General features: G+C 58.9%; 12 protein-coding genes. 4 read left to right on the forward strand and 8 right to left on the reverse strand.

What is annotated here, in order from left to right:
• Window positions 1–35 precede the first annotated feature (35 nt).
• Window positions 36–1,526 carry a flavin-containing monooxygenase gene (locus tag B0D71_RS05380; RefSeq protein WP_205885965.1) on the forward strand — a complete coding sequence of 497 codons (1,491 nt, stop codon included), beginning with the start codon at window positions 36–38 and terminating at the stop codon, window positions 1,524–1,526.
• On the forward strand, window positions 1,523–2,509 hold the full coding sequence (locus tag B0D71_RS05385) for an alpha/beta hydrolase (RefSeq protein ID WP_103393818.1): 987 nt from the start codon (window positions 1,523–1,525) through the stop codon (window positions 2,507–2,509). Before B0D71_RS05380 ends, B0D71_RS05385 begins: the two co-directional genes overlap by 4 nt.
• Before the next feature lie 46 nt (window positions 2,510–2,555).
• On the opposite strand, the gene B0D71_RS05390 is transcribed toward B0D71_RS05385, so the two are convergent.
• Window positions 2,556–3,959: an APC family permease gene (locus B0D71_RS05390; protein WP_103393819.1), complete on the reverse strand. Its 1,404-nt coding sequence runs from the start codon at window positions 3,957–3,959 to the stop codon at window positions 2,556–2,558.
• A 247-nt stretch (window positions 3,960–4,206) separates the two neighbouring features.
• Here B0D71_RS05390 and B0D71_RS05395 point away from each other — a divergent pair, with 247 nt between their 5' ends.
• The gene (locus tag B0D71_RS05395) at window positions 4,207–5,004 is read left to right on the forward strand and encodes an SDR family NAD(P)-dependent oxidoreductase (protein ID WP_103393820.1); all 798 of its coding nucleotides are present in this window, start codon (window positions 4,207–4,209) and stop codon (window positions 5,002–5,004) included.
• A gap of 185 nt (window positions 5,005–5,189) precedes the next feature.
• On the opposite strand, the gene B0D71_RS05400 is transcribed toward B0D71_RS05395, so the two are convergent.
• Together B0D71_RS05400 and B0D71_RS05405 are read right to left on the reverse strand one after the other, a co-directional pair.
• Window positions 5,190–6,515, reverse strand: coding sequence for an aspartate aminotransferase family protein (locus B0D71_RS05400; protein WP_103393821.1), 1,326 nt, complete (start codon window positions 6,513–6,515; stop codon window positions 5,190–5,192).
• A 30-nt stretch (window positions 6,516–6,545) separates the two neighbouring features.
• Window positions 6,546–7,439, reverse strand: coding sequence for an alpha/beta hydrolase (locus B0D71_RS05405; RefSeq protein ID WP_103393822.1), 894 nt, complete (start codon window positions 7,437–7,439; stop codon window positions 6,546–6,548).
• Between the two features lie 252 nt (window positions 7,440–7,691).
• On the opposite strand from B0D71_RS05405, the gene B0D71_RS05410 reads away from it, so the two are divergent.
• A complete protein-coding gene (locus B0D71_RS05410; RefSeq protein WP_103393823.1) occupies window positions 7,692–8,573 on the forward strand; it encodes a phytanoyl-CoA dioxygenase family protein in 882 nt (293 codons plus the stop codon).
• Window positions 8,574–8,838: 265 nt separating this feature from the next.
• Here the strand turns inward: B0D71_RS05410 and B0D71_RS05420 are convergent, their stop codons facing one another.
• From B0D71_RS05420 to B0D71_RS05440, 5 genes are all read right to left on the reverse strand, one after another.
• A complete protein-coding gene (locus B0D71_RS05420) occupies window positions 8,839–10,020 on the reverse strand; it encodes an MFS transporter (RefSeq protein ID WP_103393824.1) in 1,182 nt (393 codons plus the stop codon).
• Complete coding sequence (locus B0D71_RS05425; RefSeq protein ID WP_103393825.1) at window positions 10,020–10,760, reverse strand: alpha/beta fold hydrolase; 741 nt, start codon at window positions 10,758–10,760, stop codon at window positions 10,020–10,022. The genes B0D71_RS05420 and B0D71_RS05425 overlap by 1 nt, the downstream gene beginning before the upstream one ends.
• A gap of 32 nt (window positions 10,761–10,792) precedes the next feature.
• Window positions 10,793–11,650 (reverse strand): cache domain-containing protein, encoded by an 858-nt coding sequence (locus B0D71_RS05430; protein WP_103393826.1) that lies wholly within the window; start codon window positions 11,648–11,650, stop codon window positions 10,793–10,795.
• Between the two features lie 87 nt (window positions 11,651–11,737).
• Window positions 11,738–12,598, reverse strand: a complete 861-nt coding sequence (gene panC, locus B0D71_RS05435) for a pantoate--beta-alanine ligase (protein WP_103393827.1) — start codon at window positions 12,596–12,598, stop codon at window positions 11,738–11,740.
• Window positions 12,599–12,602: 4 nt separating this feature from the next.
• Complete coding sequence (locus tag B0D71_RS05440) at window positions 12,603–13,154, reverse strand: glutathione peroxidase (protein ID WP_103393828.1); 552 nt, start codon at window positions 13,152–13,154, stop codon at window positions 12,603–12,605.
• Window positions 13,155–13,159: the final 5 nt, after the last annotated feature.

Consider the following 13,159-nt stretch of genomic DNA (forward strand, 5'->3'; position numbering starts at 1 on the left):
CCCCTTTATTGTCCCTATTCACAAGGTATCGACCCATGTTGAACACAGCACAAACTTCCTACGACATCGTCATTCTCGGTGCGGGCTTCGGCGGCCTGGGCATGGGCGCGCAGTTGAAAATGCAAGGCATCGACAACTTCATCATCCTGGAGCGCGGCGCGCGCATTGGCGGGGTATGGCGCGACAACGCCTACCCCGGAGCCGCCTGCGATACCGAATCACACTTGTACTGCTACAGCTTTTACCCGCACCTTCGCGTCAGCAAGATGTATGCAGACCGCGATGAACTGCTGCGCTACATGGACTCCATGGCCGCTCGTTATGACTTGATGAAACACGTCAAACTCAACAGCGAGCTGAGCCAGGCCCACTGGGACGAACAGGCCAATCGCTGGGCTTTCGAGCTCGCCGACGGTCGGCGTTTGCAGGGGCGTTTTTTCGTCCCGGCCTGGGGCCAACTGAACAAGCCGGCCATCCCCGCGTTCAAGGGCCTGGATACCTTTGCCGGCCACGCCTTTCACTCGGCCCAATGGCCAGAGGGCCTGGACCTTACCGGCAAGAAAGTCGCCAGCATTGGCGCAGCCGCCAGTGCCGTGCAGTACGTGCCGGAAGTGGCGAAGCAGGCGAGCCATTTGACAGTATTCCAACGCAGCGCCAACTGGATCATGCCGCGCAACCAGATGGTCTTCACCCGGGAGCAACTGGATGCTTATAGCGCGCAACCGGAGCTGTACGAGGAAAGTCGACGCACCCTGCACGCCTTTCGCGAAAACGGCTTCGCACGCACCCGTCACGGTACCGACGCACAGCAGGAAGGCATCAAAATGGCCACCGGCCACTTGGCGGCGCAAGTGTCGGATGAAGCACTTCGCGCCAAGCTGATCCCGGACTACGAGTTCGCCTGCAAACGAATCCTGCGCTCCGATGACTATTACCCGGCACTGATGCGCAGCAACGTGACACTGGAAACGGCTGCCGTCGATCGGTTCGTCCCCGAAGGCATCATCGACAAAAACGGCACGCTGCATGAACTGGACAGCGTCATCTTCGGCACCGGCTTTGAAAGCCAGGCTTTCCAGGGGGATCTACAGGTGACCGGAACCCGCGGCCAGACCCTGCACGATCGCTGGGCACAAGGCGCCGAAGCCTACCTGGGCATGACGGTGCCGGGTTTCCCGAACATGTTCATGATTTACGGGCCCAACACCAACCTGAACCACAATTCGATCATTACCATGCTCGAGATCCAGCAGCGCTACATTATCCAGGCGGTCAAAGGGCTCGGCGAACACCCGCGCGCCGCAGTCGACGTCAAGCCCGACACCTTCAACGCCTACAACGATTCGCTGCAGACCAATATGCAGTCCTCGGCGTTCTCCTCAGACTGCTCCAGCTGGTACAAAAACGCCGCCGGCAAGGTCATCAACAACTGGTCGGGCACCGTTGACGAGTACCGGGCACTGGCCGCGGACTGGAAGGTGGACGATTATCGTCTGTTGGTTGCCAGGGAGTCTGTGTATTCATGAACAGATCGATAGCGCAGCCTATTGCATTGGATCAGGTCGCCGCCGACGCGGTGGGCCTGATCCAGGCCTTCAGGGCCAGTGGTGAAGTGTCCTTTCAGGATGTCTCCCTGATGGACGCGCGAACCAACTATCTGAAAGCCTGCGCCGCCAACGGGCTCGAGCCGGAGACCGTCGCCGACGTACGCACGCTGGATTATCCGGTGGCCGCAGGGATAGCAAGCCTACGCGTGTACCGAGCCGCTGGCACGCCAGCACACCTGGTGACGCCGGTAGTGGTCTTTATTCATGGCGGCGGCTGGGTGATCGGTGACCTGGACAGCCACGACAGTATTTGCCGATCGCTGACCAATCAAACGTCAGCCACTGTGATTGCCGTACAGTACCGCCTGGCCCCGGAGCATCGATTTCCGGTGCCACTGGAGGACTGCCTCGCGGCCATCCAGTACATCGCAAGCCAGGCCTCACAGCTAAAGATCGACCCCATGCGGGCGTTGATTGCGGGGGACAGCGCGGGGGGAAACATGGCCACCGTGCTGGCCAATGACCCGGCGTGTCAGGCACTGGGGATGACGTTCAAGGGGCAAGCGCTGTTCTATCCGGTCACCGATATGACCGCCAGCCAGCCGTCGTATCGTCGCATCACCTGCGGCTTTCCGCTGACGGCCAGATCCATGCACTGGTTCAGAGAGCAGTACACTTCACCCGGGCAGGATTGGCACGATGCGCGACTGTCGCCGCTATTGCATGCAGAGGGTCGCAAGCAGCCTCCCCTGTTCATCCTCACAGTGGGACATGACCCGTTGGCGGATGAGGGCATTGCGTACGCATCCGCTGCCGCACGTGCAGGCAGCGAGGTGGTGCACCAGCATTTACCGGGGCACGCCCACGGCGTGCTGACCAGCGCCGGCAAGATAGAAACCGGCCGCAGGGTGTTAGCGCAGGCAGCGCAATTCATGGTTCGCCTGCTGGGCACCGATACGTAAACGCAAGCCCCCAGAGGCGCAAGCACTCTGGGGGTCATCAGGCCTGTCAGTGCTGCACCACTTCACGCGTTCTTACAGAGGCCATTCCGGCCATTGCCAAAACCGGTGCCAGCAAGAACACCAGCGGCAGATGGTTGACCCACCACTGATCACTGCCTGTCATCACCGGGTAATTGTCGATCATCAACCCGAATGCCACGAGCATGCTGACCCCGCCAAGAAAGGGCGCAACGCCCGTGCTCCAGATGGACTCGGTGTGGCGCTGGCCACGGAAATAACGCAACACGGCAAAGCTGGTCAGGCATTGCAGCAACACGATACCTAACACCCCCATACCGAACAGGGCCACGCCCATCTGCAGATAAGGATGCTGGCCTGCGGCAATGAAGCAGACCGTGACGATCGCCAACAGGCCCAACTGCCCCACAGTGCCATTAAATGGCGAATGATGCTTGGGCTGGGTCTTGCCCAACCACTGCGGGAGCACGCCGCTGCGTGCCAACGAGAAATGGTAACGCGCCGTGCTCATGTGCAATGCCAGGAAGCCGGCAAACAGGCTGGTGATCACCAGTACCTGCATGATCTGCGTTGCCAGAGTGCCCAGGTATTGGGTGTTGATGATGAAAAGGTAAGACGCAGGGTCCGCAGCCGCCACTGACTTGGCCTGATCGACGCCCACCGCCGAAACCATGGCCCAGGTGGTGGTCAGGTAGAACACGGCAATCAGCGCAATCGCAATGTAGGTGGCGCGCGATACCGTGCGCCGAGCGTCACGAGCCTCTTCGCCGTAGATAACCGTGGCTTCAAAGCCGATAAAAGAGCCCAGTCCTAGAATCAGGCTCAAGCCCGCGCCGCTGCCCAACACCAGGTGCGGGTCGAAAACACTCAGCGAAAACCCCTGGAAACCCTTGCTCCACAGCACGGAAAAATCCAGCGCGAACAGACTGATCACTTCCAAGAGCAACGCTACGGCCAACACCTTCGCGCTGGCACTGACATCCAGATAGCCCAGCACCAGGGTGGCGACAAACCACAACAGACCAAACCACTGCCAGGCAATGTCGATGCCGGTCAGGTCCTTGAGCACCAAGCTGCTGAAGAACGACAGGCTGCCAAAGGTGCCGATCGTGATGGCGTTGTAAGTCAGTACCGCCAGCCAAGCGGCCATGCGCCCGGCGCGCTCGCCAAAGCCCGCGGCGATGTAAGCGTAAAAGGCACCAGCATCGGTGATGCGTTGGCTCATTTTCAGGTAGCCGACCGCAAACACCGAAAAAATCAGCGCAGCGACGATATAGGTGCCAGGCGTGCCAGCCCCCGTGCCCAAGGCAATGGACAGGGTCGTGAGTGAAACCACGATGCCCATGGGGGCTACGGCAGCGAGCACCAGCAGCACCAGGTCCTTGGTGCCTAAGGTGTCGCGCTTGAGTGAATGGACATCGGGTTGGGACATGATGAGGCGCCTCGGGTCGAGAGTGGATGGCTGGACATTCGGGCGCAGGCTATCGCTCGGCAAGGCCGTGGCAACAGGTTTCCGGTGGCCATTTTTTCGAGGACTTTCGTGAATGAAGCGACTGCCAATGGCTGTCCCTTTCGAACCTGTTTTCGCCCTCGAACGCTTCGTAGACTCGACCCTGTAGTTGCAAAACCGAGGGGCAGTCCCTCACCCGAAGACAGTTTTTGCCGATGGAGGCGATTCAATGCGATTCAACAATAAAATAGCCATTGTGACCGGTTCGAGCTCAGGCAACGGCCGCGCCATCGCCCTGGCGCTCGCCGCAGAGGGCGCCCACCTGGTGTGCTCGGATCTCTCCAAAAGCGCCCGCCCGGAAGGCTTTGAAAAAGACCTGCACATCGACACCGACGACCTGATTTGCCAGAACGGTGGTGAGGCGATTTTCGTAAAAGCTGATGTGTCCAAATACGCCGACATGGACAATCTGGTTCAGGAAGCCGTCAGACGTTTTGGCCGATTGGATATCATGATCAACAACGCTGGCGTCGCGGTAGAGCTCAAGACCATCGTCGAAGAAACCGAGGCTGATTACGACCTGACCATGAACGTCAACACCAAGGGAACGTGGTTGGGTTGCAAGTTCGCGATTACCCAGATGATGAAACAGGAGGTCAGTGACACTGGCACCCGCGGCAAGATCGTCAACATCTCGTCCATCGGCGGTTTGGTCGGTCTGGCTCAAGAGGCGTCCTACTGCGCATCCAAAGGCGCCGTGAACAATCTGACCCGGCAGTTGGCCGTCGATTTTGCGCAACACAAGATCAACGTCAATGCCGTTTGCCCGGGGTTCCTCGCCACGGCCATGGTTCGCCAGGAACTGGACAACCCTGAGATCAAGACACTGCTGGAAAACCTGACACCCTGGCCGCGCATCGGCAACGTGGAGGATGTTTCCAAGGCCGTGACATTCCTTGCCTCGGAAGACGCTCAGTGGATGACCGGTTCGTTGCTGACCGTTGACGGTGCCTATACCGCTCAGTGATGGAAGCGCTCACCGTAGAGATCAAAGTAGGCGTCCAATGGGCGCCTCCTTTTTTTGAACGGCCGGATAGCACGCCATACGCTGGGTAAGCTACGGCATTTCAGGTGAGTCTGCGACGATGAAACAAAGGGGGGCATCCACTGAGTGGTGCCCCCCTTTTTCAAACCCGCGACCTGTCTATGCCATCAGCGTTGTGCAACCGCCAATTTTGCCGCGCGTTCTGTGGCCGCAATAAAGCCATCGACATCCTCTTCGGTCATGACGGTCGAGAGGAAAGCCTTGCCGGTCTTGGCAATGTGATAGCCCTCCAGCACCAGATTGCGTTGCAGCGCGGTCACCCACTTCATTTCCTCCTTGCTGGAGTAACCGGAGCGGTAATCCTGCACCTCGCGCTGATGACCAAACACCATGAACATCGACGAGAAGCCCGTCACCTGGCCCGGGTAATCAGCATTGGAAAACGCCTGGGTCAGGCCTGCGCGCAAACGATCGCCGAGCACGTCCATACGATCAGACTCGGCCTGGGTATACAGGTCCAAGGCGATTTTTCCGGCCGTCATGGTGATTGGGTTCGCGGTGAAGGTCCCGCTCCATGGCAACAGCGGTTTGCCCTCGCGGTGGTCGAACACCTGCATGAACTTGCGCGAGCCCGCCACCGCGCCGACCGGGAATCCGCCACCGATGATTTTCGCCAGTACGGTCAGATCCGGCTTGATGTTAAAGCGGGTTTGCGCCCCGCCGCTGTGCACGCGGAAGGTGATGACTTCATCGAGAATGAACACAGCGCCGATTTCGGTCGAAACCCGGCGGATCATTTCAACGAAAGCCTGAGACACTGGCACAAAACCGAAGTAGCTAGGCGCCGGATCAATGATGATCGCCGCGATGGCATCGCGGTTGGCCAGGATGATCCGTTCTGCTGCATCTACATCGTTGAAAGGAATGACCACGACGTCGCTCTTGACGCCTTCAGGGGTGCCCTTCGAATAGCCGATGGACTGGGGGTCGTCACCCCAGTTTTCCGGCGATGAGTCGAGGCTGACTTCGGCGTAATCGTAAGAGCCGTGGTAAACCCCTTCAGCCTTGACGATTTTAGACCGTCCGGTAATTGCGCGAGCCGCCTTGATGGCGCACATCACCGCTTCGGAACCGGAGTTGGAGAAGCGAATCCACTCGAAGCCTTCGGCGCGGGCGCAGATGGTTTCGGCCAGTGCGACTTCCGGCTCAGTCGGCAGCGTGAAAGCGGTGCCCTTGGTCACCTGCTCCTGGATCGCCGCGACAATCGCCGGGTGAGCATGACCGTGGATCAGCGAAGCAAAGTTGTTCAGCAGGTCCAGCCGACGCGTGCCGTCGACATCGGTGACATAAGCCCCCGAACCACTTCCGGCGTAGACCGGGAAAGGCTCCTGCCACGGAAGGATTCGAGTGATACCACCCGGCATGACCTGACTGGCGCGGTCATACAGGGCTTTGGATTGGCTGTGGGCTTCTGGCCATTTTGCAGCGGACATAGGTGTTTCCTTCAAAGGCAGTAGGCTTGATCAGAGGTGACGTTTGAACCATTCGACGGCGGCTGAGCTTGAGGCTTCGAATTCGCTCAGGTAAGGGTCGAAATGACCGCAGTCGAGCAGCACCAGATGCTTGGGCTGCAACGCACGCTCATAGGCCTTGAGCGCGAGGTCGGGAACAGTGACGGTGTCTTTCTGGGCGACGATGATCTGCAAGGGTGTGGGGCTGATACGGTCAATCGCGTAAGCCGGTTCGTACTCGTTGAGCAATTCGATACTCTTGAGCGTGACCTCATTGCGCCAGGCCGGTGCCACGCTGTGGTGGCTGTCGATGAAGTAGTCGTAGGAATCCTGGCCTGGCAATGCGCAGTCAGACTTCGGGTCTTCATTGACCACTTCCATCAGTAGCGGATGATCACCGGCATAACGCGCCGCGCGGTCCGCCTCGAACGCTTCCACCAGCCCAGGCATCAGGTCCGGACGTACGGCCATGCGTACATCGGCGGAGCCACTGATGGCCGGCACCTGGGCGGACACGCACTTGACCCGACGGTCGAAGGCTGCCACTTGCAGTACATGGCCGCCGCTATAGCTTGAGCCCCAGATACCGATCCGCGAAGCGTCAATGTTCTCGAGGCTGCTGACATACGTAATCGCATCGCGGTAGTCGCGAACCTGCAACAACGGATCGGCCTCCTGGCGAGGCAGTCCTTCGCTGGCGCCGAAGTTGCGGTTGTCGTAAACCAGCACCGCAAAACCTTGTCGGGCAAACGTCTCGGCATAGCGGTCCAGGTATTGTTCCTTCACCGCCGTAAAGCCGTGCGCCATGACAATCGCCGGATGCGAGTCGGCCCCGTTCTGTGGAGTAAAGAGCCAGCCCTTGAGCGTCAGGCCATCGGTTGTCTTAAAGCTGATATCTGCACGCATGAGGGTCTCCTGCCAATCAATTACCTGCCGTAAATTCGGCCACTGGGGGGAGATGGTGAATCGCAACGCCGTGGATGCACAGGTGCATGGTGGCCAAACTTCTGTGGTTGAAAGCCAAGCGCACGACTGGCCGCTGAAGTGCGCAAATTTGGCCGGCAGCCACCTGTTGGCCGCAGACGGCGCTACCTATGATCTGGTCATGCTCCGCGGGACTCCAGGAGCACACACAGTTTCTACCGACCGGAGAACATCATGCTCGCGACTGAAATCCAAGCCCCTGCAAAAATCAGAGAAGTACCCGCTGGCACAGCACCTGAGATAGTCAAGCGCATCATCGACGAAGACGGCGGCGTGATTATCAAGGGGCTGTTCAAAGCGCAGGTCGAGCGATTCAATGCCGACATGGACCCGATTGTCTCCACTTGGGCCGCAGGCTACGAAGGCCCGGAATGGATGAAGGAATTCGCCGGCAAGAAAACCAAGCGAATTACCCAACTGATTCGCCGCAGCAAGACCTTTCGCGAAGAGATGCTGGACCACGAAATCATGCTGTCGTATGTCGACACACTGATGCTGGAGACCAGCGATGCGTATTGGATGAACGCTGCGCAAATCATCGAAATCCAGCCTGGCGAGAAACAGCAGTTCCTGCACCGCGATCTGGAAAACTACCCGGTGTTTCGCAACCTCGGCCCAGCTGGACCAGAGGTGATGTGCAACTGTTTGGTGGCACTGTCGGAATACACCGAAGAAATGGGTGCCACGCGCATCATCCCGGGCAGCCATGCCTGGCCTGATTTCAATGATCGCGAGCGTATCGACAGCACACCGACCATTCCAGCCGTCATGGAAAAAGGCGACGCTATTCTTTACTCCGGAAAAATGGTCCACGGTGGCGGCGCTAACGTCTCGGATCGTCCACGCCGCGCACTGGCCCTGGCCTTCTGCCCCGGCTGGCTGGTACCTGAAGAGGCCTACCCGTTCGCCGTTCCGCTGGAAATGGCCCGAACCCTCAGCAAACGCGGGCAGCAACTGACCGGTTTCCGCTCCATGCATAACCAGAAATTGGGCGGTGGCACCTTGTGGAGCCTGGACTACGTTGAGTTGGCCAAGGTGCTCGAACTGGACGACTGACTGCTTTCTCACTTACCGTTTGTAAAGGATCCGTGCATGCCGCACTCGACAGAATCGTGGGCCCAAAACGATATCGATTTTCACCTCCACTCCTACACCGATGCGCGTGCACACCAGGAGAAAGGGCCACTGATTATCGAGCGCGGCGACGGTGTTTATGTCATCGACAACTAGGGTAATCGTTACCTGGAGGGTATGGCCGGATTGTGGAGTACGGCGCTGGGTTTCAGCGAAGAAAGGCTCGTCGCCGCATACGGCCCTTCCGTCAACATAGGCAGAGCACCACTAGAAACCCGCCTGCTGACATCACTGCAGCACAAAGAAATATCGAAGCAAAGCCGAAACCTGAGGCAACCAGGCCCATTACCGGACCGGCCACCCCCACTGCAGTATCGAAAAATAATGAAAGGGCACTGAGCGCCGAATTACGGTTCGCGGCCGGAGTGCTCGCCAATGTTTCAACGCCTAGCCCCGGATAGACCCATGATACCCCTATCCCGGTCAACGCCCCGCCGGCAATGGCTAGCGCAGGCGACGGTGCAAGCCATATCAGCAGCATACCCAGGGTCTGCACAAGCAGGCAGCCGGCCACCACCTTGTAGCCCCTGAATCGCTGCAATAATCCAGGCGAGGTCAATCGAGCAAAGATAAAGCCCACGCCAAAACCACTTAAGCAATAAGCGGCGTGATCCCAACCCTGGCTATCGAAATACAGCGCCACGAATGCCGTCAGGCCGCCGAAGCCCACCGAACTGCATACCAGCACTAAGCCATTGGGCATGACCGTGAACAGCACGCGATGAAACGCCAGCCTGGCACCTGCAACAATGGGTGCAGGGCGCTTACCCAGCGCCACAAGCAGAAACACCAGACCAAGCAAAACGGTGCACAGCCCCACACTGAACAGACCCAGCGAATTGCGCAGCAGCACGCCCGAAGGCGCACCAACCGCCGTACCGCCGTAAGCCGCTATTCCGTTCCACGACATGACCTGTGCTGATCGGGATGAACCACACAAGCCTATGGCCCAGGTGCAACAAGGCGTGGAGATCATGGCCGTGGACGCCCCCAATACCAGCCTGCCCAGCAGTAATAGCGTCAGGGTCAACCAGGACTGTGTGTGCAGGACAATGGCGGCCACCGTCAGTGTGCCGCTCAGCATCAATCCACTCAACCCGCATACAACCGCGAATTTGGCGCCCAGGCGATCAGCCACGGTGCCCGCCAAGGGACGGGCCAGAAGCGTCGCCAGGTACTGCGAACTGATGACCACACCGGCCAATACCGAAGTCAGCCCAAGGTCCTTGAGGACGAAGCCGGGCAACACCGCCAACGGCAAGCCGCTGCACACATAAGAGATAAAATTGAAGCCGACGATGGACAGAATCAACCAATGGCTGCCGATAGCCTTGCCATTGCCCTGACTTGAAACGCTGATATCGCCCATCACCGAGCCCGCTCGAAACCCCGTACGACTTCCGCCAGAAGCTGCGGATGCGATACGAATGGCTCGTGGGCCGTGTCGATCTCGATCACCTCCCCTGCACCGGCACGTTGCGCAAAACGGCGCTGCCAGTCGACGGGCAGGATGTTGTCGCGCTGCGTGATGATGTAGCTCGCGGGAATCATTCCAGCGTATCCCTCGCGGCTGATCGACTCTGTTGCGACGCAGAGTGGCGTCGTGTCCTGGCTGACTTCGCCTAACAACCATTCCAGGGTTGGCGGACTCAGGTCCTGACCGAACATGGCCACGGCCATCGCCTGTGGGGTTGAATGCACAGGGTCTAGCGGCCAGCCAACGTGGTCAGGACTCTCGCCGTGCAGGGTTGAACCGAGCATCTGCAGGATGGACTGGCCTTCATCAGGCAACGCGCAAGCCAGGAACACCAGGTGCGAAAACAATTGCGGAGCGGCGAGCACCATCCTCGGCAGGACGGCCCCGGCGATGGAGTGCCCGAGCAAGACAGCCTGGCTCACCCCAAGCACACGCAAATCCTGATTCAGTTCCTCGACCACGTCATCCAATCGCAGGGATACAACATCCCGACCGCGCTTCTTGCCGCACCCGGGCATATCCAGGGTGATCACACGCTCGAAGCCTCCGGGTTGCTGGCTCAATGCATCCACAAAAGGCCCCCAGCACCACGAGCCGTGATTGCCACCATGCAGCAATACCAAATCAGTCATGCACGTACTCCTTACCGTGGCCCCGGTCTTGATTACTTGATTGCATAGCAGCCTACCGCGACGACGTAGCCGTTCACCCGTTGCAAGAAAGTCAGCTTGAATTCGTTCTGCCCGGTGATGGGATTGCGCCACTGGTAAGCAATTTCGCCTTTCTCATGGGTGCTCATTTGCTTGAGGATGTCCTCGCCAATAGGCTTGCCGTCGACCGAACGCAGCGACTTGAAATCGGTACCGATCAAGCGCGGTGAAAAACCATGAGCGACAAACCGTTGGGTTTTCAAGTCCACCACAAAGGCATACAGATCCTCCTGGGTGAACTGTTTGTCGTGCTGGTTGATCTGCCCGAAGGTGATATTTGCGTCACTGGCAACGTGCCCCGAAATCTCGCGCAGCAACTGTTGCGCCTGTTCCGGGCTGGACCGTGGCATGTAGTAACCCACCGAAATGATCCGATCATTCACGCGTTGATAGAACACACGCTTGCGCTCGACCTTGGCGTGCTGCCAGTTCCACCAGCGGTATTCGGCGCTGCGTACGACACCGTCGTCCGGTTGCGAAATGGCGTGCTGGAACATCGCCTTGAGGTCGTCGTCCAGAAAGCCGATAACCGATTTACCGACCAGTGAAACGGAAGGACCGCCGCTGGCCAGCATCACACCGGCAGTGTCCACCACGTAAATGTACAGCTCACCATCGACGTAGGCGCCTTGCCGGCTGAACTCGGCAAGCGCCGCATCGCCCTTAGCCTTGTATTCGGCCACAGCTTTTACCAGCAACGCCTTGGCATGTTCCGTGTCGGCACCATAGGCATCCGCAGGTGCCTGTTGGGCAAAGCCGGCCACGGAGAAAAAACACAGGCAAAGGGCAGCGAACGCTCGATGAAGGCTCATGGGTATTTTTCCTCGGGTGATCGTTGCGCTGCCCCGACTGGCAGGGACTGCATGAGTCGCCGCCAATACTGGCCGTTGATGGTTGATTCATTCACTCTGGCGAAGATCCAGGGTCAGGTTATCGATGAGCCGCGTTTTCCCGAGGCGCGCCGCCACCAGAATCACAAAATGGGTATCGATGCCCGTCACCGGCTGCAGGTTCTGAGCATTCCTGACTTCGAAGTATTCCAGTTGGAATCCGGCGTCGCTGATACGTTGATGACACTCGATCAGCTCGCGCTCATCCACACGCCGCTCATTGCGGATTGACGCCGCCATTTGCTGGAGGCACGCATAAAGCACCGGGGCTACTGCCCGCTCGCGATCCGTCAGGTAGCCGTTACGCGACGACAATGCCAAGCCATCCGCGGCCCGGATCGTCGGTGCAGCGACGATGTCGACCGTCATGTTGAGATCCCGAACCATCGTTCGAATGACCGCCAGTTGCTGATAATCCTTTTGCCCGAACACCGCCACGTGGGGCTGCACAATGTTCAGCAACTTGATGACGACCGTTGCCATGCCGTCAAAGTGACCTGGCCGCGCCGCGCCACAAAGGCCTTCAGAGACCTTCGGTACACTGACGAGCGTCTGACTGTGCATACCGTCCGGATAAACCTGCTCCACCGTGGGTGCAAACAGCACGTCGCAGCCTGCGCCGACCAGTTTCTCCCGATCCGCTTCCGGCGTTCGAGGGTAACTGGCAAGGTCCTCATTGGCGCCAAACTGCAGGGGATTGACGAAGATACTGGCGACCACATAGTCAGCCCGCTGCTTCGCCCAATGGACCAGGGCAATATGCCCCTCATGCAAATTGCCCATGGTCGCCACCAGGGCGACCTTCTTGTTTTCACTGCGCGCACGGTTTACCAAGGCGCGTAGTGCATTCACCGTATCGACTGTCTGCACCGCTTTACGCCTCTTTGGCCAACTGCGTATCCAGGGCAGCCAGCAGCCGTGGATCCTCGGCCGCAACGTCCGGCGCGAAACGCGCGACGACCTTGCCCTGACGATCGATCAAAAACTTCTCGAAGTTCCACAGCACGTCGGACGTGTTGACAGACTCGATGCCATAGCCCTTCAAGCGCTCACGAAACGGACCGTCCCCGATTGCCTCAGGCTGCGAGGTCGTCAGTTCGCTGTACAGCGCGTGCCGGTCGGCGCCCACCACCGAAATCTTCGAGAACAACGGAAAGTGAACGTCGTAGGTCGTCGAACAGAACTCGACGATTTCTGCGTCGCTACCCGGCTCCTGCTCCCTGAAGTTATTCGCCGGAAAACCCAACACTTCGAGGCCTTGGGATTTTTTGCCTTGGTACAGTTTTTCCAGCCCTTCGTATTGTGGGGTCAGGCCGCACTTGGAAGCGACGTTGACCACCAGAAGGACTTTGCCCCGGTAGTCGCCAAGGCTGGCGGCGCTGCCATCGATCTGCGTCAAGGGAATGTCGTAAAGGGCGTTACTCATCTGGC

Source organism: Pseudomonas laurylsulfativorans (assembly GCF_002906155.1).
GTDB lineage: Bacteria > Pseudomonadota > Gammaproteobacteria > Pseudomonadales > Pseudomonadaceae > Aquipseudomonas > Aquipseudomonas laurylsulfativorans.